This window comes from Sphingobacterium sp. G1-14, assembly GCF_002196555.1.
GTDB classification, from domain to species: domain Bacteria; phylum Bacteroidota; class Bacteroidia; order Sphingobacteriales; family Sphingobacteriaceae; genus Sphingobacterium; species Sphingobacterium siyangense.
Window position 1 is genome coordinate 5,495,804 of the sequence record NZ_CP021381.1, and the last position, 21,342, is coordinate 5,517,145.

Genomic DNA, 21,342 nt, shown 5'->3' on the forward strand with positions numbered 1-21,342 from the left:
CAGACTTAATATGACTATGCTGAAATCGGAAGAATTAAAAGAATTATTAGCTGAACCAAAACGTATTGTAATTACAACGCACTACAAACCGGATGGGGACGCATTGGGTTCATCTTTAGGATTATATTTTTGGTTGACCGCGAAAGGACACCACGTAAATCTCATTGTACCGTCAGACTTTCCAGCCTTTTTGGATTGGTTACCTGGCTTAGAAAATGTACAAATTTATACGCAGGATATTGACCTGCACAATCAACAGATTGACGCAGCTGAATTAATTTTCTGCTTAGATTTTAATGGCCTTGCCCGGATTCACGAAATGGGTGAACCTATTCGTCAAGCGAAAGGAATCAAATGCATGATTGATCACCATTTAGATCCGGAAGGGTTTGAAGATTACGCATTTTGGGATCCATCTGCTGCAGCGACTGCACAATTAATCTATCGCTTCTTAGTCCATGAGATGCAAGATCCAGACCATATCAGTGCTGACATGGCGACATGCTTATATACCGGTATTATGACCGATACGGGCTCTTTCCGCTTCCGTTCTACCACTGCAGAAATTCACCGCATCATTGCATCACTCATTGATTGCGGTGCACAAAACTGGGCTATTCACGAAGAGATTTACAACAGCTCGTCAGAAAGCCGCCTAAAATTCTTAGGGTTCTGTCTATTGAATCGTCTAGAGGTTATCCATGAATATAACACCGCCATTATCCATGTAACCAAAGCGGATCTCACTCAGTTTGAAGTGATCACCGGTGATACCGAAGGATTAGTCAATTATGCCCTTTCTATCAAAGGAATTCGATTGGCTGCTTTAATTATTGACAGAAATGAACAAATTAAACTATCTTTGCGTTCGATTGGAGAAGTTCCTTGCAATGAGATCTGTAAATTGTATTTCAATGGAGGGGGGCATCTTAACGCTTCAGGAGGTAATTCGAAAGAAAGCCTCGAAGCAGTGATTGCAAAATTCAAATCGGTTTTACCAAATTATAAAGAAATATTAACAAAATAAGATATCGTAACATACATTAGAAAATGAAGAAAGCAATTCTATTTTTCGCGGCTGCCGGTCTTTTGATGACGTCATGCCAAAAATTCAAAAAGGCTGAAGGTGGTCTTGAGTATAAAATCGTAGATGATAATGCAAAAGAAAAAGCAGTATCAGGCGATTTATTAGCACTTGACATGGTTGTGAAAACGGACAGAGATTCTACAATGCAAAGTACGTATGACATGGGAGTCCCTCAAATCGTTCAATTATATCCAGATAGTATTATCGCAAAAAATCCAGGTGACCCTACTGGTTTATTCAAATACGTAGGTGAAGGTGATAGCTTGGTATTCAAAATCAATTTGGATTCTATGGCTGCTAAAACACATCAACCAAAACCAGAGTTTGCAGATAAATTCATTGTTTATTCGATCAAAGTCAAAAAACACTTCAAAAAAGGAAAGTTAACAGACCAACAATTAGGTGAACAAGTTCAGAAATATTTTGAAGAAGAATTGAACAAACACAAAGCAGCTGAACCAGCTAAACTTGAAAAATACATCAAGGATAAAAGCTTGAAAACAACGAAAACAGCTTCAGGTCTTCAATATGTAATTACTAAACCTGGAACAGGAGCAAATGCAAAAGTAGGTGATTCTATTCACGTGAACTATGTAGGATCATTAACTACAGGAAAAGTATTTGATACAAACCTTCCAGATGTAGCTAAAAAAGAGAAAATTTTCAACCCTCAACGTCCTTATGAAGCATTAAAATTTCAATTAGGTGTTGATGGTGTAATCCCTGGATGGACTGAAGCATTCCAATTGTTTAACAAAGGTACAAAAGCAACTTTAGTCATTCCTTCATCTTTGGCTTATGGCGATCGCCCTTCAGGTGTTATCCCTCCATATGCTCCTTTAGTATTTGAAGTAGAAGTATTGGATATCAAACCTGGAAAAGTTCCTGCTCCTACAGCAACAACTCCAGGCATGGTAGCGCCTACTGGAACTACTGCTCCAGCGGCAACAGCTCCTGCAGCAAAAAAATAATTCGACTGTAAATTTCAGTTAACAAAAAAGCGGTTTCATCTCGATGAAACCGCTTTTTTGTTGTTCGTATTTTTATTCACTATACGCTAATCTTTTTATCTTCTTTTTTGATCTTCCGTATTTTCAGCCATAGTATTATTACCGCCAATATAAAACTGATGATCATGATGATGGTCAATGCGATCAGCGCCTTATCGGTATGGTAATTTTCAGCATGCTGAATAAACATTAACCTAAAAATTCGTAGATAATGCGTCGATGGAATTACATTTGCAATTGCCTGCACCCAGCCTGGCATTAGACTCGAAGGCCAGGTAAAGCCACTCAAGATAAATGCTGGCGTCGCAATTACCATAAGTACTTCTGTCGATTTCAACTGTGAAGGCAGTAGAATACTGACGAGTACACCTATAAAACATACGGCTAGCAAAAAGACGAAAGTACACAGCACAAAGCGACCAAATTCGGCTTGTAAAGGCATACGGTAATATTGGCCAAAACCCCAATACAAAACCAGAATACCGACAGACATCAAAACATATGGTAATATCTTAACAAGAATAAGTCCGATAGGATTACCTATTTTACGTACAAGTTCCGGAAATGTATTGCCTTCAAATTCTGAGGAAAAAGACAAAGCCAAGCCTAAGAGCAAGACCTGCTGCAGCACAGTAATTAGCACTCCAGGTAGCATAAAATACAGGTAATTTCCACTTCGAATATTCTGCTTAACAAAAGTTGTCTTAAATGGTTCGTACTGCTGTGCAGCGATCTTTGCGGGAACACCACGTTTCATTTGTGCCTGAATCTGTATGCCTGCTTTCAACGTCGAGGCACACACATTGACAGCCATCATGGCAGTATTTGAGGTCAATGTATTGGCACCATCTACAAAAACAGTCATTTCGGGCAAACGCCCCTGTTGTACTCCGGATGCAAAACCCTTGGGAATATGTACAATCGTTGTTGCCTCATATTGCATCGCAATATCTTTTGAATCAAATAAGGACGGTAATACACGGGCAACTTCAATACTCTCATTATCCGAAAGCATATCAATAAATGAACTGCTTAAGGGGCTATTATCCTCATCAACTACAATGACCGGCATCTGAGTTACCTTACCTTGTTGATAAACATGCCCCACCAAGACACCATACAATACAGGTGCACCCAGAAAAAGCATCAATAGCACTTTATTATTGAAGAAGAGCTTAAACTCCCGTTGGATCAATTCTAAAAATTTTTTCACAGTCAAGCTCTTTAATTCGCATGGAGAACCACAAGCGTTTTTGTTAACAAATCTTTGCTACCGGCAACATCTTCAGGAACAATTTTCAATTCAAACACAGCCTGTTGCGGATCGAAATCAGGATAAGCTGAGGCAATGCTTGCGTACGAATTTAAGGCTTTGATACTAATCACCTTTGCTTTAACCTTTTTGTGATTCAAATAAGGAATTTCAACCTCAACAGCCTCTCCTTTTTGAAGTTTTCCCATTTTATTTTCGGGCAATGTAAATCTAAAATAGGTCGATCGATCAAGGAAACCATTGATAATCGGATAACCTGCCATCGCCAATTCACCGACTTTCAGATTAATCGTTTCCACACTCATGTCCTGTGGAGCAATGACATATTTCTCCTGTGCAGCAACATTGACTTCAGATACCGCTCCCAGTGCACGTTCCTTTTGCCCCAAAGCCATAATCTGCTGTTCTTGTCTAGCCCCACCCTTTGCTTCAGCTAATTCAGCCTGTGCTGCAAGATACTGATTTTTAGCCCCCTGAAATTTAGCGTAGGTCTCGTCGTACTTTTGCTGCGGAATCAGGCTATCCTGCAAAAGGGCATCCAGCCTACCTATTGATTTTTTCGCAAATTCATATTGTTCCTTAAGTCCATCTACCTTCGCCTGCAATTGCACGAGTTGACCTTTCGTAGCACCTTTGACTGCCATGTTATATTGTGCATCAGCAGACTGCAGCGCTCCCTTTGCCTGCTCTTCTTTCGCATCTACCTCGGGAATACTCAAAATAGCCAAGGTATCACCCGCATGCACAAAGTCCCCCTCTTCAACCAGAAGCTTCGCAATTTTCCCCGGAACCTTTGTCACAACCGTCACTTGCTCTCGCTCCACCTTGCCTTCAATAGGCTTCTCTTTCACTTGATTTGTACAAGAAACAAAAATAGACAGCGATAATATCCCATATAAATTCTTCATGTTACTCATGTATAGTTTGTAATAATTTTCCTGATGTATGTAGTAATTCAACTGCCGCTGTACGTTGCTGCAAAACATTGTTAAAATAACCCAAATTAACTTTGTACCAATCGTTTTCAGCAGCCAATAACTCCGTAACATCTATTAAGCCAGCTTGGTACTGTTTAACAGCCATAGAAAGATTATTTTCGGCAACTTTCAACTGCTGTTCCCCCACTTTCAACTTTTGATTGCCAGTCGTGTAGGTAACGGTATTTTTGCTGAGTAATAAATTTAATTTTTCCTGTGTATCTTCCCTTTTGGTCGTATTGATATTTTGATCGAGTTTAACTTGCTTTATCTTATTGTGATGTTCCCCGCCAGTATAGAGATCCCATTTAACCCCTACGCCAACCATTAGATTGGGACTCCCCTTGATAGAATTAAGCGGTAAGTTGACCGTACCAAATAGCGGTTGGTCTTTCACCGTGAGTTTGGAGTTGAATACATTCAGATAGTTTGCGGATCCAAAGGCAAAGACAGCAGGAAGAGCTCCCCCCTTTTCTTTTTTATACAGGTACTCATACGCTTTTGAGGAAGCATCTAGTGCTTTCAATTCGGATCTTTGTTCGACATCACGTGGAAGATCCGACAAAAATATAGGTTTAAGTCCATAATGAATTCCGCCAACCTCCTGAAAAGATACCCCGGTTTCTTGTTCGATCTTTTGACACAACAAATCCCGATTGCCAGAAACCTCTACCTTTTTCTCTTCCAGCTCCAGCAAGGCCAATTTCAATTTATCTCTATCATAAGGTATTGCAAGGCCATTTTGAATTGCTTTATTCACCTTTTCCTGTTCTTTCTTTAATCGCTTTTCAGAATCTACAATCAATTTATCCACCTCATCCAACAACATCAACTGATCAAAAGAGGCAATAATATCCTTTGAAAGTGTCTCTCGACCGGCCGATTCTAAATATTGTTGAGCCACAGCTTTCTCCTGCAATGCTTTTATTCCATTCGAAATCTGTAATCCCGAAAAGATAATCTGCTTTACAGACACCCCCGCATAGGCCGCTTGCCCATGCATACTAAATCCTGTGGCTCCTTCAAACAAGCCGAGGTTCAATAAAGGGATATTAACCGTAGGAATATCAATACTCCCATTGCTATGTACATAACCGTATAGCCCGAGTGCCGAGACATGTGGCAGCCGATTTGCTTTTACTCCATCGGCTTCCAGACGTGCTTTATCGACTTCGTAAGCCTTCAATTTCAATTCTTTATTTGTCTGAAAGGCTTTTTGAATAATATCTTTTACCGAAGGGTCAATCAATGATTGCGCATGTAGTTTGTTTAAACACATAACCGACGCCAAAGTCAATAAACCCAGGCATAACCTCTTATTCATCATATGATTCATTTATTCTTATAAAAATAGGACAACAACCGCCTCTTTTATCTGTTTAACAGTAAATCGTACGGTATGTTTGACTTCTGACTCTTTTTAATTAAACGTATCTTTTCAACGGCCAATAACAATCTTTGCGAATGTCTCCATGACATGAAGGACTGACCTCCACCTGTTAGCTTTTCCAAGATACAAAAAAAGGAATTCGTTTCTGTAGAAGGAATCCTGTATTAATTTTCATTTTTGCTAATTAATAAGTTATCTTTGGAGAGCGAATTGAAATTTTGGTAATTAAGTCTACCACTTTATTCGATAATAATAAAAACAAGTTTTTATCCTAACCCGCTGCTTCCACGCAGAAAACTATGTTGCTTACAGATACACATACACACATTTATTACCATGCAGGAACCGAAAAACTGCAAGAACATCTACAACGTTGCTTCGATAATGGCATACAACGCCTTTTTTTGCCGAATGTGAATAGCGCTTCCATAAAACCTGTATTTGATACCGTAGCAGCTTATCCAGAACATTGTTTTCCCATGCTTGGATTACATCCCTGCGATGTAAAGGAAAACTATGTGGAAGAGTTAGAAACCATCCGAAAGAGCTTGGAAACACACAAAGTCCATGCCATAGGTGAGATCGGGCTGGATCTTTATTGGGATAAAAGCACGCTTGAAATTCAAAAAGACGCCTTTCGAACTCAGGTTCAATGGGCAAAGGAATTAAATTTACCGATCGATATCCACTGCCGGGAAGCCTTCACTGAACTGTTCGAATTATTGGAAGAACTTCACGACGACAAATTATTTGGCGTTCTGCACTGCTTTACCGGTTCCCTGGAGCAGGCCCACCAAGCTATCGATTTAGGTTTCGCTCTTGGTATTGGCGGAGTCGTTACCTTTAAAAAAGCGGGCTTAGATCAGGTGGTCAAAGAAATCGATTTAAAACATATTGTTCTAGAAACAGATGCACCTTATCTGGCTCCTGTCCCCTTTCGCGGTAAAGAAAATGAAAGTAGCTATTTGGTTTACGTCGCACAAAAAGTAGCTGACCTTCACCAGATCTCCGTCGAAAAGGTAGCCGAAATCACAACAGAAAATTCAAAACGTATATTTGGTATATAATTTCAAAACTCAATGCATAATATCTTTATTATCTACACAGGTGGGACCATTGGAATGGTTAAAGATGAAACAGGAACATTCGTTCCTTTCGACTTTGAATTGATCAAACGTAATCTCCCTGATTTAAGTCGCTTAGACTATAAGCTGACCGTGCACTCTTTCGAACCCATTATCGATTCATCCAACATGAAGCCAGAGATATGGATTGAAATGGCACAAATTATTAAGGATAACTATGCAGATTACGACGGTTTTGTGATTCTACATGGTTCCGATACAATGGCTTTTACGGCATCAGTACTGAGCTTTATGTTGGAAGGACTCCAAAAACCGGTCATTTTATCTGGCTCTCAGCTGCCTATCGGAGAGATCCGAACAGACGCAAGGGAAAATATGATGACAGCATTGGAAATCGCCTCTGCAAAGCAGGATGGTATCTCCATTATCCAAGAGGTATGCATTCTTTTCGACAATAAATTATTCCGTGGCAATCGCTCATTTAAATATAATTCGGCCAAATTTGAGGCCTTTAGATCGCCAAACTATCCCGTATTGGTTGAAGCTGGTATTCACCTCAAATATAATACAGATGCTTTATTAAATAATATCGATAAAGAATTTATCCTACATACCAAACTGGACAACAGGGTAGCCGTATTGAAATTATTTCCGGGGATCTCTGCGCAAACAATAAAAGCAGTCCTAGATTCCGATGTCCGCTCCATTGTTATGGAAACATTCGGATCGGGCAATACAACCACAGACACTTGGTTTCTGGATCTATTGAAGGAAGCAATTGAACAAGGTAAAAATATCCTCAACATTTCGCAATGTAAAGTAGGGTCTGTTGAATTAGGTCGCTATGAGACTTCACAAGGACTTAAATCCATCGGCGTGCTCAATGGCTACGACCTGACATTCGAAGCGGCAGTAACCAAATTAATGTATCTTCAAGGCGAGTTAGAAGATCAAAAAGAGGTCGCCTATTGGATTGAAAAGGATATCCGTGGTGAATTGACGATCAATGACTAATGACCAGGCACAAAATAACAAAAAAGGGAGCTGCACTTCACGCAGCTCCCTTTTTTGTGATCGGTTTCAATAATCCTCCCGCAGATTTATTTGCAAGAAAAGGCGGTATTCTTATTCCTGTCTCAAACGAGCAAGCACTTCCGCAACAACAAAATTGCTTCCACCAACAAAAATAAGGTTCCCTTGTTGATACGCGTCTTTTGCTGCATCAAACGCAGCTCCTACCGATGCATAATCAAGCCCCGTTAGACCAAATTCCATAGCTTCTTTGCGCAGCTCCTCGGACGGCATTGCACGCGGCATATCCGGAGCAGAAAAATAGTAGGTTGCATCCTTGGGCAGATAAGGCAACATATGTGATAAATCCTTATCGCGCATGGCGCCTATCACAAAGTGCAATTTATCATAAGTTGTTGTAGCCAGATTTTTGAGCACTTCATGAATTCCGTCCTCATTGTGCCCTGTATCACAGATGATAAATGGATCCTTCGACAATTGTTGCCATCGGCCTTGAATTCCCGTGGTTGCCTGCACATTTTTTAGCGCTTGGTGCACATGTTGATCACTGATCTCAAAGCCCAGTTGACGTAATTCATCCACAGCTAACAGGACGCCGGCGAGGTTCTTGACCTGATAGGAGCCTTTTAAATCCAGTTGATAGTTTGCTGAATGACCCGCAGAATCCGTCGCTTGTACCGTCAAATAATCTTGGTCCACACCCAGCATTTTCGTGGCATACTTATCGGAAGCGAATTGGATCGGTGCATGCTCGATCGTTGCTTTATCCAAAAACACAGCTGCTGTCTCTTCAGCATATTCCGAAATAACGACAGGTGTATTTCTTTTGATAATTCCGGCCTTCTCAGCAGCAATTTCCACTAGGGTATTACCAAGAAGATTCATGTGATCAAAACCGATATTGGTAATTACCGACAGCAAAGGCTGAATAATATTGGTACTGTCCAAACGCCCGCCAAGGCCGACTTCAATGACAGCGATATCAACCTTATTCTTCTCGAAATAATCAAAAGCCATGGCTACAGTAATTTCGAAAAACGATGGACTGACTTCTTCTATAAGCTCGCGATGGGTATTGACAAAATCAACAACAAATTCTTTCTCACATAACTGACCATTGACACGAATACGTTCTCTGAAATCCAGTAAATGTGGTGAAGTATAGAGGCCTGTCTTATATCCTGCCTCGGCCAAAATAGCGGCCAACATGTGGGAGGTGGATCCTTTTCCGTTTGTACCGGCAATATGTAATGTTTTGAATTTTCGCTGTGGGTTGTCCAAAGCAGCGCAAAGTTTGATGGTATTGTCAAGGTCTTTTTTGAAGGCAGAGGCGCCATCCCTTGTAAACATAGGCAATCGAGTATACAGATACTCGATTGCCTCATTATAAGCATTCATGTGAATGATTTTTATCTTAATCTAAAATTGAATACAATCCGTCCTGTTTGGGAGTCGGGAGCATTTGGCAATTGGTTTAGCCTAGCGCCACGTACAGCACGCTCACATTTCTCCAACAAGGATGGATCGGTAATCGTCGTTCCTTTTACACCAGCACGCGCATAGGTGATAACCCCTTGCTTGTTCACTCTAAACTCCACAGCAACCTTTCCTGCTTGCTGTCCATTATCGTCGATACTTGGCCGTTTCGTAAAACTTCGGTTCTCAATAGACAACATCATGTTACCGTTTCCAGATCCCCCTTCGCCGTAGTTACTTGCTAAAGGATCACCCAGTTTGGAACCCTGATTTCCAGGAGTTGTCCCTGTACCATCACCAGCTCCAGTACCGTTATTTTTATTGCCTTTAAAAAGCGCTTTGGCATTGGCCTGTGGTGCCACTTCTTTTACAGCTTTGGTTGTTTCCGGTGCTTTTGAAACGACCTTCTTTTCCGTTTTTGTTACCGCAGGGGCATCTTCTAAATCCTGTGTGACAACCGCTTTTTCCGCAACTTGCTGCGTTGGAGTTGGGGTAGGTGTTTCAACAGGATCAATACGGTCAGGGCGTTCATTATTGGCGTTGGGATCCACCGATGGTTCCTCAACACTCATATAGTCATCTCCCATTCCCTCAGGTGAAGTACCGTAATTGACGATCATTCCCCCCATTCCATATTCATCAGGTACCTGAGCTTTAAAAACAACAAAAAATCCAATCAAGAGCAACGATGCCATGACCAAAGTCGATATCCCCAATGCTTTGGGGAAATTATTTTCTTCATGTTGAAGGTGATATCTCATCGCATTAATCTCCTATATTAATAGCTGACCAATAAACTTTAAAAAAGTTTAATTGTTCCTATTTATCTTTTTTTGGTTCTGTTGCCAATACCACTTTAATCTTCAATCGATTAGCTACATCCATTACAGAAATAACATTTTGAATGGGAACCGTATTATCGACATAGAGCATAATTGTCACTTCCTCACCCGCAGCCATTTGCGATTGAATTGCAGCTTCCAATCCCTCAATGGGAACTGGAGTTTTGTCAATAAAATAGCCCAAATCTTTTGTAATCGATACCGTGACGGTCTTTTTAGCAACAGATTGTTCTCCCGCACTTGACTTTGGTAACAATAGCTTCACCACTTGCGGATTAGAAACTGCAGAAGCCAACAGGAAGAACAACATCAGGAAAAACATGATGTCATTCAGCGCTGAAGTATATACTTCCGCAGATGGTTTATTTTTTCTACTTCGTAAGTTCATTATCTTCCCGGTTCATCCAATAAATCAATAAATTCTACTGCATCCGTTTCCATACGTAAAATCAATCGTTCCACCATCATATTCAGGATATGGTAGCCCAAATAAGCTAAGATACCGACCGCAAGACCTGATGCAGAAGATACCATTTTTACATATAGCCCCCCAGATACAGAAGCAATATCAATACCACCAGCTAATTCCACGTCGTGGAAAATCTTAATTACTCCAAAGATCGTACCTACGAAACCAAGCATCGGGGCAATACCAGCAATAATACCCAAAATATTGATGTTCTTTTCTAACTTGGCAACTTCCAATTTACCCACGTTTTCGATCGCTCCTTCAATATCTTTGATCGGTCTGCCGACACGCAATAAGCCTTTTTGCAACATACGTCCCAAAGCTGAGTTACTTGAACGAACTACAGCTAATGCCGAATCCAAATTTCCGGACAAAACATTTGCCTTTACTTGCGACATTAAGCTGTTATCATATTTTGCGGCGCGACGGATAGTCAAATAACGCTCAAAAAAGATAACCAATCCAATAAAGAACAACAGTAGGATTGGAACCATGATCCATCCCCCTTTGATCATCATATCGATCAAACTCATGTTTTCTGTAGGCGCAGCAGCAGGTAATGGTTGTTGTGCAGCTTGATTAAACGAATCCACAGCAGCCCGTGCTGTATCTTGTACTAATGACATAATTATTAATAGTTTTATATAGTTTCTATAATGTTTCTACCCAAGCACCTTCAATCTTTTTCTCTACAGATTTCTTAGCGAGGTCTGCCTCCGATTTTGTCATGTAGGTGTTTAAGATGATTTTCTTTCTATTTCTTTTAAACTTTCCCTCTACAGCTCGTGCTGTTTTATAGCCCATTTCCCGAAGGCGCTTGGCTTCCTGCTCTGCTTGTACCATTGTCTTTGCAGAACCTATTACCAATTGATATCTGGGTTGTGCAACAGGGATAGATTCTTTGATCACAGGGTTTGCTTCCAAAACCGGAGGTTTTGCTTCCGCATTGGTCGCTGGTACAGTTGTTGTCTTTTTAACAGAATCTATCACAGTGCGCTTAGCCAATGAATCGACTTTTTTCAAACTATCGGCTTGCAACGTATTGGACAATGTATCCGCAGGCATGATCGGCTGTTTTTGAACAAGCGTATCTGCCGTTTTTACAACAGGTTTGGTCGATCCAAATAACGAATCCTTCAACGCAGGATTGGTGTAAACCACCGCAACAGCAACCATTGCCAGCACAATAATTCCAGTCATCCAATACCAGATCGCATTTGAATTACGCGGCTCTTCCTCATAGATATTTGGTGCGTATGTTGAATTGGCGTTAGCCGACGCAATAGCACCGATTTCTCTTTTTGAAGTGTTTTCTTCCTTCGGAGTAACCGAAACACTGCTATCAGCTATCACAGCAGCATCCACAGGTTCAAACTCTTCAGTTTCCTTTTGCGCTAACGACGATTCTTCAGCTTCAAGACCGGTACGATCGCTTGTTGGTGCTGTCTCCTGCGAAAGCTCATCCGCTACTGGATCCGTTACCTGTGTTGTTTCAGCTTCTTCTTTGACCTCTTCAACCTCGATCGTTTCGTCTTGATCTGCCGTATCCGGCATAGACTCTATCGCAGGCTCTACCTTATCATTAGCTTCCACCACAGGATCTTCTTCTACAACAGGGTCTTCTTCAACAGCTAAGGCCGTAAGTTCTTCTTCTTTGGCTTCTTCCAAAGAAGAAACAACTGTTTCAATTTCTGGTGCAACAAGATTTGTAACCGGTTGGAAGTCGAATCCCGACAAGTCTAAGGGTTTGAAGACCAAACTTGCGCCATAACTTATCAGTAATCCAAGATCATCAAGTTTGACCTGTCCAAATTGCCCCAAATCGGCCCGCAGCTTATCAACAGTTTCCGACAATATCTGTTGCGCCTGATTGAGGCCCAAGTTTTCCTGTTGTTGGATATAATGAACAATATTAAATCCATGTTGAGCAGAATAGTCGAGCTCAACATAAGAAATCGGGGGTAAAAACACATTATTCTGTTTATCGAACTGAGCCGGAGAATGAATTCGTTTGAACACACCTATTCCGGGCACGTATACTTCCGCATAACGTTTTAATAAACTATTGATGTTTTTGCCTAGATTCATCGCGCACTATTTTAAGATGCAAATTTATAATCTTAATTCGTTAAAACGAATAATTAAGACCACCAATTACATTAAAGCCCAATCTTGGGTAATACATATAACGTTCGTATTCTTTTCCGAAGATATTATTTGCTTTAACGAAAATACCAAATTGTTTTTTGATTCGGTATTCTGCGCCTGCATTAAGATCAGCAAACGAAGCTATTGTTGCCTTATGCCCACTGTTGGCAATACGACTGCCATCTGCGTTATAATCATAAATATACGCATAGGTATTGCCTTGTGTAGAAAGTTCAGCATCTACGAAAAATTTATCGGAGATATTGAAGCGTGCATTAGCCTGCATACGGAATTTTGGCAATCCCCAAGCTTCCTCTTCATCACTCAAGTTATAATCGTCTATATACACTTTTCCACCTAGATTAACCAATTGTGAAAGACGTACATTGATTTCTCCTTCCAATCCCATATGTTTAGCTTTATTGATCACGCCATCATAAACGACATCAAAAGCCCAAGGCGCGTAACCTCCCAAGCTTCCATCTGGCTTCAAAAGAGCTACTCCACTATTTTTAAACAAGGGCAATCCTTCGATTTGCTTGTAGAATACCTTTACTTTATAACCAAATGTTGCACCGGCATTTCCTTTTAAACCCGCGTAAACATTCATTTTCTCAATCGAGTTTATCATTTTGGCGTTAGGAGCCAAATATGGATTTTCCTTAGCGAAACTACGGAAAGAAGCTTGTTTCACTCCCCCATTGATTCCGGCAAACAAGGAAATATATTCAGGTGCCAAAGCAAAATCAGCTTCTACGGATGGGAAAATATTGAATCTTGAGCTATCGCCAAATTCAGAAGTTAAATTCGCACCCAAGGTTACGTTATAGTTGTCGCCCTTAAAACGAATATATGGATTGATGACCGCCAAATGATTTTTTACTTCAGCACTATCTTTCACATTATTCATTGTCACGCTCAAATTCGCACCAACATTGAATGCACTTAGGCGTTTGTTCAAATAACCGGATAATGCAATGGAATTTTCTTTGGCTTTATAAGCGTCTTTAAACAAATAACCATCAACTTTTGCGGAATAGCTTAAGGCTTGCTCATTTTTTGGATCCACATTACTTGACAGCTCTCCATTCAAGTAGATATCTGTAAAGGTCTGTTTATCCGGAGTCGTATTCAACAAAGTTGTTCCCGATTGATCAAAAGTCTGGCTATAGAAGTTTGTGCCATAACGATTGTATCCGATGGTACCTTTAACGGTTACCGCATCCAATACACGACGACCAAAAATACCGATATCCTGTGTACTGAACTTCTGTCCGTCAATATTACCCTTTTGGCTCAAATGTTTTGCAAATAAGCCAAACCGTGTGTTTTCAAACTGCTCAGAAGCTAAATAAGCCTCGCCCAATATACTGTTATAATTACCGATACCAAATTTGACATAGTTGCTACTATGTTCAAAAGGTTGTGCAAAAGGAATCTCCTGTACATTCAATTGTTTCAAACCGGTATTGATATCCAATTTCTTGTCCAAAATATTGTTGTAGGACAATTTGGGCTGGTATTCCCTTTTATTGGTCATATCCGGACTGCGGCGGATTTTCACAGCATCCGCAAGAATTGGCTTGTAATCACGAACAACATCAAAAGAATCGATAGTGACCGGTTTCTCAGGATCATTCTTCTTGCCTGTTTCCTGTGCAAAAGAATTCAATCCCACGCCCATCAAAAGCGCTGCTAAAGTATATTTCTTCACGTTTCTATTTTGCAACTTCTTCATTGTATCCTATTTCTTTTTGTTGTTCAATTTATTTAGACGTTCTTTTGCTGCTGGCAAAATATCGTCTTTCGCATCATAGTTATCCACAATCGATTCAAGTGTAGCTTTCGCCTGGAAAGAATCTCCTTTACCTGCATAAGCATCAGCCATGGTAATAAAGCTTTTCGCCACCCAATATTCGTACGAAGAGAAATTATCGGATAGATCCATTGCTGTTTTGATACACGCATCGTATTGTTTATTTTCCAATTGTAGTACCGCAACATTGTATTTTGCTTCGGCACCATATACTGTACGGCTCTTCAATGCAGCTAAACTGAATTCTTTCATTGCCTCAGTTTTCTTATTCTGCTTCACATAGCATTTACCGGCATACAAGAATGCATTTGCGATCTCCTCTTCCGAAGACTTCTCGTAATTCTTGACAGCATTGGTATAATTTAATGCTTCTTTATAATCCCCAATTTGGAAATAAGAGACCATTAGGTTATTTATTGCGAAACCATAGTTAGCCTTGTATTCAGAAGTAAGCTCCAGCTTTTTCAATAACTGTGTCGCCTCGTTATATTTCTTTTGTTTCAAATATAAATTTGACACCGAAATTAACGTACGTTCTGTATAAGGAGACGTCCAGTCATTCAAGATAATATTGTAATCATGTAGAGCATCTTCTGTATTGCCCAAAGCTGCGTTACTTTCAGCACGAACAAAACGCGCATATTTCTCTTGATTTGGTTTCGGGAATTTATCGAAATACGCATTTACAGCTTCCACCGCCCCTTGGTAATTTCCTCTGGAGAATAGGGTTGTGGCAGTGGAGAATGAACGCGAGTCTTGCTCAGATTTCGACGCATCCCCTAAGTTTGTTCCAGTCGCATATTTAATATACCCTGTTGCATCGCCTTTATCCAAATAGATGTTCTCAATCGATCGCATGGCCTGTCTTGCTTCATCTGTTGATCCATATTGGTCGACTACACGTTGGAAAGTTGCCAATGCAGCATCATTGTTATCTTGATTATACTGAACCAAACCAATCGTCACCAAAGCACGTGGCACATAACTGCTGCGCGGATATTTTTCAACCATTGTTTGAAGTCCAGCAATTGCCTGGTCACTTTCTCCCATCAAGAAACGTGTGTAAGGAATCTCAAACGCAATATCATCCGCATAATTAGAGCTCGGGAATTGTGCAATAACAGCATTCAATGTTGAAATTTTACCATTGTTATCCCCTTGTAAACCTTGAATAATACCACGCTGGAATAACGCGTAATCCTGACTAGGCGCTTTAGAAGAGATCAACTTATTGTATTCTGTTAATGCTCTGCCGTAGTTTTTCGAAGAGAAATAAGAATCGCCCAAGCGTGCAATTGCATCATTACGTGTATTCATTTCTATTCCTTTCGAACCACCAGACGCTAAGAAACGCTCGAAGTAATTGGCCGCCGTGCTGTAGTTTCCATTACGGAAAGCCGCATAGGCTAACGCATAATTTGCATACCCATACACATCCGTTTTGTTAGCTCCTGGCAAGCGAAGGAATTTATTGAAATTTGTAACCGCTTCACCATATTTACGCACTTCGTACATGGCTTCCGCTTTCCAATAGGTGGCTAAAGCGTAAATTTCCTCGTCATAACGAAACTCTTCAGAGCGCATGAATAGGGAAATTGCATTTTCAAAAGCACGCTCATTATAATACTCCAAACCTCTGTAGTAGGTTACCTTTTGATAAGCAGCGTTTGCTTCTTTTCCACGTTTAGGAATAGATTCCAAAATATCAACTGCCTCACGGTAGTTTTTTGTACTCAACAATACTTCAGCAAGCAAAGTTTTCGCTTCCTCTAAGCGTTTCGATTTTGGGTACGTTTTCAGGTATTCTTGTGTCGAAGCTAAAGCCACTTGGTGGAATTCCAATTCATACGAAAGCTTAGCATAGTTGAATAAGCCTTCTTCTTGCATTGCTGGATCAAAATCCAATTTCGAAGCACGGAAAAATGCGTTACGCGCAGATTGCTTATTGCCTTTCTTCAAGAAAGCATCCCCTAGGGTAATCATCGCAGATTGATAATATGCGTCAGGATCAGTCATTTTTTCCAATTCAGTGATCGCTTTATCGTAATCCTTCAATTTGTAAGCGATGTAACCGATTTGGTAGCTATCCTGATTATTCTGCGTCTTACCTTGGTCTTGTGCCTGGAATTTGTCGTAATACTCTTTTGATGTTTTTAAATCACCTTTGATAAAGTATGTTGCCGCTATAATACGGAACATCTCTGTTTCATTTTCTTGTTTTGTTCGCGACAAAATTGGCAACGCATAATCCAACACATCGTCGTAGCGCTTATCCAAGAAATACAAAGCAGTAATATAATAAGGATAACTATTTTCGAATTGTTTAGATCCATTTAGGCGCTCAAATTCATTCAACGCCGTTTTATACTCGGCGTCTAAGTAAGAAAGATACGCGTAATAATAGATTGAAGCTTCCTGAAATTCAGTTTTCTGATCTTTCAATCCTTCAAATAATGGTTTCGCCGTTTTATAATCCTTTGTCATAAAGGAAGCATATCCATATTTAAAGCGATATTCTACATTTTCTTTACCTGCTAAATTTTTGCTGTCGATCTTGTTAAACCACTCTAAGGCCTTAACATAATCTTTTTTAGCATAATAGGATTTACCGATTTGAAAATAAGCTGCTTTAGCATTTGCACTGACAGGGAAATCTTTAATGTATTTCAGAAAACGGTTTTCGGCATCGGATTCGCCCAATTCCAGTGCGCAAACCGCTTGATAATACCGTACGTTCTCTTTCAACAAAGACAGTTCCTCTGTTTCGTCCAATTGCAAGTTGGATTTTGTCCGCAAAGCTTCAACACGGTCAAATTGGGCTGAAGCAGAACTAAATTTTCCGCGTTCATACAATTCCATTCCTGTTTTGTACGCCTTGTTGTTTTGTTGCCATTCTGTCTGTTGCGCTAATGCTGGCGTCGCCATAACGGTTAATGCAACTCCCACCTGGTAAATCTTCTTATACATAATATGTGAAACCTTAATATGTTATTTATCTGCAAATGTAAATGAATCTCCCTCCAAACCGCGATAAATTCGCATTTCAAAGCAAATTTATCGAAAGCCTCTCTGCCATTAAAGGCTTTAAGATAGCCTCAAATTTATTGAAAATCAATTCAAATCTCCACTTCTCAGGGAGATAGTTTTATTCATTTTACTAAATTATACTTTAATTGAGCTATTTTACACAAAAGTTATTAACATCTGTGAATAACCCTGTATTATAACGGAAATTTTGCACAAAAAATATGCCCGACAAAAAAATAAAGTCAGGCATACTATTATTGCATTAGAAAACAGTGCTATTTAGTCTCACACGTACATTAACGCACGTCAAAACCAATGTAGACTATCCGCGTTGCCCTGCTAATAGATACAAGACAGCCATGCGCACAGCAACACCATTTTCAACCTGATCCAAAATAATTGAATGTTCGCTATCCGCGACATCCGATGTGATTTCGACCCCCCGATTGATTGGTCCGGGGTGCATAATTGTGATTGGCTTCTCTAAAGAATCCAAAATCTCTTTATTCAATCCATATAGCATGGAATATTCTCTTAAGGAAGGGAAATAGGCAATATCCTGACGCTCCAATTGAATCCGTAACATATTTGCAACATCACACCAGTTCAACGCTTTCCGCAAATCATGCTCTACTTTTACACCCAATGATGTAATATGTTTAGGAATTAATGTGGTCGGACCACAAACCATCACTTCTGCACCTTGCTTTTGAAGACATAAGATATTCGACAAGGCAACGCGTGAATGTGTAATATCTCCAACGATAGCTATTTTACGACCAGCTACATCACCATAGCGTTCGCGGATCGAAAATGAATCAAGTAAAGCCTGTGTAGGGTGTTCATGTGCTCCGTCACCTGCATTGACAATTTGTGCATCAACATGTTTACTTAGAAATACCCCAGCTCCGGCGTATGGATGTCTCATCACAATCATATCAACCTTCATTGCAAGAATATTGTTCACCGTATCGATGAGTGTCTCCCCCTTACTTACTGAAGAGGAGGATGCCGCAAAATTCACGATATCCGCAGAAAGTCTCTTTTCAGCAAGTTCAAAGGATAGACGTGTCCGTGTTGAATTTTCAAAAAACACGTTGGCAATCGTAATATCCCTTAACGACGGAACCTTTTTGATTGGCCTATTTAATACCTCTTTGAAATTACTTGCTGTATCCAGGATCAATTGGATATCGTTCTCATTTAGATCTTTGATCCCCAATAAATGGCGGGTACTTAATTGTTCTGCTACAGATGACATTTTATAGTATATTCAAATATTTACTAATCATTTTTTTTCTGAAAGTGTCTGATCTTATTGGCCAGAAAGAACCTTCAGTTTGCTTTCATTGCTGTTGGCGTCTGCGAAGTCATGAAGGTTTTATTGAAAGTGCCTGTTTCCAAAGGTCAACAATAACCTTCAGTATCGTCATGACACCGCTATTAATCGCTAGCTGACGCCTTCTTTTCTGTAATCAAGATAATACTATCCTGATCCTCTGATTCTTTCCAGTTAACAATTACTTTTTGTGAATCAATAGAATCTACCTGTATTCCGATATAATCGGGCTGAATAGGGATCTGTCTAGAAAACCGGCGATCGACCAAAACAAGCAATTCTATTCTTCTTGCACGGCCAAATGCCTGCACAGCATCCATTGCCGCACGAATAGTACGTCCTGTCCATAAGACATCATCTATAAAGATCACCTCTTTACCTTCTACAATAAAATTGATATTTGTGCTATTTGCTAAGATTGGACCAGTATTCCCTTTCGTACGGAAGTCATCGCGATAAAAGGTAATATCCAAATCGCCAACTAAAATCTCTTTTCCGATCATTTGTTCAAGCTCTTTGACGATGCGTCTCGCTAAGAAAGTTCCTCGGGGTTGAATACCTATGACGACAGCATTTGAAAAATCACCGTGATTCTCAATCAATTGACGACATAGTCTTTGAATTGTGATTTGAAATTTTGGTCCGTCTAATAAAATCGACTGTTTCATTATGGGAATGTTTGAGCAAAGCTACACTTTTTTTAACAAAAACGAAGCCATGAAGGGCAATTAATTTCAATATTTGCATCCAACTGGCACAATAACAAAAAGTGATTTAAACAAAGATTATCTTCCTTTCCGGGAAATTTACAAAGCCATTATTCCAGCACATTAACAGATTTTGAAGTTATATACAATACGCATTGCCAACCATTTACAGCAAATTCCATAACATCGAAATGCTATAGGTAGCGACTATTCATCTAGCTCGGCACTTTTATTATTCCGTGCAAAAAAATACACCGGTACACCGATTAATACAAGTATAAAGCCTGGCCAGGTATATTGTGGCTTATAGATAATTAATAATACACAAAATACGGCACCTATCAACAGGTACAAGATTGGTGTAATCGGAAAGAGGAAGGTTTTGTAGGAACGTTCCAAATCCGGTCTCCGGATACGTTGAATAATAACACCCAGTACTGTAATCATATAAAATATGACAATAACAAAAGATATCATATCCAGTAAATTGCCATATTGCCCACTTAGGCAAAGTAAGGAAGCCCAGATTCCCTGAAGCCATAACGATCGTGCGGGCACATCATATTTGTTATTGGGAATCGCCTGCTTCAGAAACAATCCATCTTTTGCCATAGTCTGAAAAACACGCGCTCCGGACAGTGCAAGTCCATTAACACAACCAAAGGTCGAGATCATAACCAAAATCGCCATCGCTATTGTACCATTATGGCCTAATATTTTTTCAGCCGCCGCTATGGCAACACGATCATTTGCCGCAAAAGCAATTTCCTCTCGATTTAATGCCGCCAGGTAAATGTAATTACAACTTATATAGAGCAACATCACCAAGCTTGTTCCGATAACCAATGCCCGAACAACATTACGCTGCGGATTAACAATCTCTCCGGAAACAAACGTTACATTTTCCCAGGCCACACTACTAAATACCGAACCTACCATCGCAGCAGCTAAAGCCCCCATCAGTACGCCCCCAGAGATCTGCGACCAGCCAGCACCTTTCAAATTTTGAAAAGAGTCCCAGCCATAAGCCATATTTTCTGAAAAATGATTTTCCTTAATCAAGAACAGACCACCTAAAATCAGTAAAACCAGCGCAATAATTTTTGCTGAAGTAAAGAAAGATTGAACAGCTTTTCCACTCTTGATCCCTCTTGTATTGATAAAGGTCAGGAGAATAATAACACCCATAGCGACAATCTGTATCCAGGTAATCTTAAACTCTCCACGCTGAAATAGCGGTGCTGCATCATTTAGCTGCGGAATAAGGTAGGCTGTAAACTTACCAAAGGCAACAGCTACAGCTGCTATCGTTCCCGTTTGAATGACTGTAAATAAACTCCAGCCATATAAAAAGCCAATTGGCTTCCCAAATATTTCTGTCAGATAGGTATATTGTCCCCCAGCCTTCGGGTACATAGACGACAATTCGCCATAGCAGATTGCCGCCGCAACAGTTGCTAATGCGGTCAATAACCAAACTATCGCCAACCAATATCCGGATCCCAGCTGCCGCATCATATCACTCGATACAATAAAAATACCGCTTCCGATCATCGACCCCATGACCAGCATCACTGCATCCCACAATTTTAATTGACGTTTCATCATAACTTAAGGTTGGTTTTATATGGCGTTAAGCTAAGAAAAAATAATCAAAAAAAAGC

General features: G+C 40.1%; 17 protein-coding genes. 4 read left to right on the plus strand and 13 right to left on the minus strand.

Annotated features, from left to right (window positions below; genetic code table 11):
• The first annotated feature begins 16 nt into the window (after positions 1-16).
• Entirely contained in the window at positions 17-1,027 is a 1,011-nt protein-coding gene (locus tag CBM24_RS23760; protein ID WP_075994208.1) for a DHH family phosphoesterase, read from the plus strand.
• 23 nt (positions 1,028-1,050) lie between these two features.
• Positions 1,051-2,058: an FKBP-type peptidyl-prolyl cis-trans isomerase gene (locus tag CBM24_RS23765; protein ID WP_088162971.1), complete on the plus strand. Its 1,008-nt coding sequence runs from the start codon at positions 1,051-1,053 to the stop codon at positions 2,056-2,058.
• 79 nt (positions 2,059-2,137) lie between these two features.
• Here CBM24_RS23765 and CBM24_RS23770 read toward each other — a convergent pair whose 3' ends face one another.
• From CBM24_RS23770 to CBM24_RS23780, 3 genes are read right to left on the minus strand one after another with little or no spacing between them, the layout of a single operon-like run.
• Complete coding sequence (locus tag CBM24_RS23770; protein WP_088162972.1) at positions 2,138-3,310, minus strand: ABC transporter permease; 1,173 nt, start codon at positions 3,308-3,310, stop codon at positions 2,138-2,140.
• 11 nt (positions 3,311-3,321) lie between these two features.
• On the minus strand, positions 3,322-4,278 hold the full coding sequence (locus tag CBM24_RS23775) for an HlyD family secretion protein (protein WP_070561231.1): 957 nt from the start codon (positions 4,276-4,278) through the stop codon (positions 3,322-3,324).
• Between the two features lies 1 nt (position 4,279).
• A complete protein-coding gene (locus CBM24_RS23780; protein WP_232475618.1) occupies positions 4,280-5,674 on the minus strand; it encodes a TolC family protein in 1,395 nt (464 codons plus the stop codon).
• Positions 5,675-6,036: 362 nt separating this feature from the next.
• On the opposite strand from CBM24_RS23780, the gene CBM24_RS23785 reads away from it, so the two are divergent.
• Both CBM24_RS23785 and CBM24_RS23790 read left to right on the plus strand, forming a co-directional pair.
• Entirely contained in the window at positions 6,037-6,804 is a 768-nt protein-coding gene (locus CBM24_RS23785; RefSeq protein WP_075994211.1) for a TatD family hydrolase, read from the plus strand.
• A 12-nt stretch (positions 6,805-6,816) separates the two neighbouring features.
• Positions 6,817-7,836 carry an asparaginase gene (locus tag CBM24_RS23790; RefSeq protein WP_088162974.1) on the plus strand — a complete coding sequence of 340 codons (1,020 nt, stop codon included), beginning with the start codon at positions 6,817-6,819 and terminating at the stop codon, positions 7,834-7,836.
• Between the two features lie 111 nt (positions 7,837-7,947).
• Here the strand turns inward: CBM24_RS23790 and CBM24_RS23795 are convergent, their stop codons facing one another.
• From CBM24_RS23795 to CBM24_RS23840, 10 genes are all read right to left on the minus strand, one after another.
• Entirely contained in the window at positions 7,948-9,252 is a 1,305-nt protein-coding gene (locus tag CBM24_RS23795) for a bifunctional folylpolyglutamate synthase/dihydrofolate synthase (protein WP_088162975.1), read from the minus strand.
• A gap of 11 nt (positions 9,253-9,263) precedes the next feature.
• On the minus strand, positions 9,264-10,091 hold the full coding sequence (locus tag CBM24_RS23800) for an energy transducer TonB (protein WP_088162976.1): 828 nt from the start codon (positions 10,089-10,091) through the stop codon (positions 9,264-9,266).
• Between the two features lie 58 nt (positions 10,092-10,149).
• The gene (locus tag CBM24_RS23805) at positions 10,150-10,560 is read right to left on the minus strand and encodes an ExbD/TolR family protein (protein WP_088162977.1); all 411 of its coding nucleotides are present in this window, start codon (positions 10,558-10,560) and stop codon (positions 10,150-10,152) included.
• On the minus strand, positions 10,560-11,267 hold the full coding sequence (locus CBM24_RS23810; protein ID WP_046672749.1) for a MotA/TolQ/ExbB proton channel family protein: 708 nt from the start codon (positions 11,265-11,267) through the stop codon (positions 10,560-10,562). The genes CBM24_RS23805 and CBM24_RS23810 overlap by 1 nt, the downstream gene beginning before the upstream one ends.
• A gap of 25 nt (positions 11,268-11,292) precedes the next feature.
• The gene (locus tag CBM24_RS23815; RefSeq protein WP_088162978.1) at positions 11,293-12,729 is read right to left on the minus strand and encodes an SPOR domain-containing protein; all 1,437 of its coding nucleotides are present in this window, start codon (positions 12,727-12,729) and stop codon (positions 11,293-11,295) included.
• A gap of 40 nt (positions 12,730-12,769) precedes the next feature.
• A complete protein-coding gene (locus tag CBM24_RS23820; protein WP_088162979.1) occupies positions 12,770-14,527 on the minus strand; it encodes a TonB-dependent receptor in 1,758 nt (585 codons plus the stop codon).
• 6 nt (positions 14,528-14,533) lie between these two features.
• Positions 14,534-17,572 carry a tetratricopeptide repeat protein gene (locus tag CBM24_RS23825; RefSeq protein ID WP_088162980.1) on the minus strand — a complete coding sequence of 1,013 codons (3,039 nt, stop codon included), beginning with the start codon at positions 17,570-17,572 and terminating at the stop codon, positions 14,534-14,536.
• A 382-nt stretch (positions 17,573-17,954) separates the two neighbouring features.
• Positions 17,955-18,893: an aspartate carbamoyltransferase catalytic subunit gene (locus CBM24_RS23830; protein ID WP_075994218.1), complete on the minus strand. Its 939-nt coding sequence runs from the start codon at positions 18,891-18,893 to the stop codon at positions 17,955-17,957.
• Positions 18,894-19,075: 182 nt separating this feature from the next.
• Positions 19,076-19,639 carry a bifunctional pyr operon transcriptional regulator/uracil phosphoribosyltransferase PyrR gene (gene pyrR, locus CBM24_RS23835; RefSeq protein WP_070561239.1) on the minus strand — a complete coding sequence of 188 codons (564 nt, stop codon included), beginning with the start codon at positions 19,637-19,639 and terminating at the stop codon, positions 19,076-19,078.
• Between the two features lie 246 nt (positions 19,640-19,885).
• Positions 19,886-21,286, minus strand: coding sequence for an APC family permease (locus CBM24_RS23840; RefSeq protein WP_232475619.1), 1,401 nt, complete (start codon positions 21,284-21,286; stop codon positions 19,886-19,888).
• Positions 21,287-21,342 lie beyond the last annotated feature (56 nt).

Excerpts from the sequence above, each read along its gene's own strand:
- CBM24_RS23760 (WP_075994208.1), top strand. The coding sequence starts at position 17 with ATGCTGAAATCGGAAGAATTAAAAGAATTATTAGCTGAACCAAAACGT.
- CBM24_RS23765 (WP_088162971.1), top strand. The coding sequence starts at position 1,051 with ATGAAGAAAGCAATTCTATTTTTCGCGGCTGCCGGTCTTTTGATGACG.
- CBM24_RS23775 (WP_070561231.1), bottom strand. The coding sequence starts at position 4,278 with ATGAAGAATTTATATGGGATATTATCGCTGTCTATTTTTGTTTCTTGT.
- CBM24_RS23780 (WP_232475618.1), bottom strand. The coding sequence starts at position 5,674 with ATGATGAATAAGAGGTTATGCCTGGGTTTATTGACTTTGGCGTCGGTT.
- CBM24_RS23785 (WP_075994211.1), top strand. The coding sequence starts at position 6,037 with ATGTTGCTTACAGATACACATACACACATTTATTACCATGCAGGAACC.
- CBM24_RS23790 (WP_088162974.1), top strand. The coding sequence starts at position 6,817 with ATGCATAATATCTTTATTATCTACACAGGTGGGACCATTGGAATGGTT.
- CBM24_RS23795 (WP_088162975.1), bottom strand. The coding sequence starts at position 9,252 with ATGAATGCTTATAATGAGGCAATCGAGTATCTGTATACTCGATTGCCT.
- CBM24_RS23800 (WP_088162976.1), bottom strand. The coding sequence starts at position 10,091 with ATGAGATATCACCTTCAACATGAAGAAAATAATTTCCCCAAAGCATTG.
- CBM24_RS23805 (WP_088162977.1), bottom strand. The coding sequence starts at position 10,560 with ATGAACTTACGAAGTAGAAAAAATAAACCATCTGCGGAAGTATATACT.
- CBM24_RS23810 (WP_046672749.1), bottom strand. The coding sequence starts at position 11,267 with ATGTCATTAGTACAAGATACAGCACGGGCTGCTGTGGATTCGTTTAAT.
- CBM24_RS23815 (WP_088162978.1), bottom strand. The coding sequence starts at position 12,729 with ATGAATCTAGGCAAAAACATCAATAGTTTATTAAAACGTTATGCGGAA.
- CBM24_RS23820 (WP_088162979.1), bottom strand. The coding sequence starts at position 14,527 with ATGAAGAAGTTGCAAAATAGAAACGTGAAGAAATATACTTTAGCAGCG.
- CBM24_RS23825 (WP_088162980.1), bottom strand. The coding sequence starts at position 17,572 with ATGTATAAGAAGATTTACCAGGTGGGAGTTGCATTAACCGTTATGGCG.
- CBM24_RS23830 (WP_075994218.1), bottom strand. The coding sequence starts at position 18,893 with ATGTCATCTGTAGCAGAACAATTAAGTACCCGCCATTTATTGGGGATC.
- pyrR (WP_070561239.1), bottom strand. The coding sequence starts at position 19,639 with ATGAAACAGTCGATTTTATTAGACGGACCAAAATTTCAAATCACAATT.
- CBM24_RS23840 (WP_232475619.1), bottom strand. The coding sequence starts at position 21,286 with ATGATGAAACGTCAATTAAAATTGTGGGATGCAGTGATGCTGGTCATG.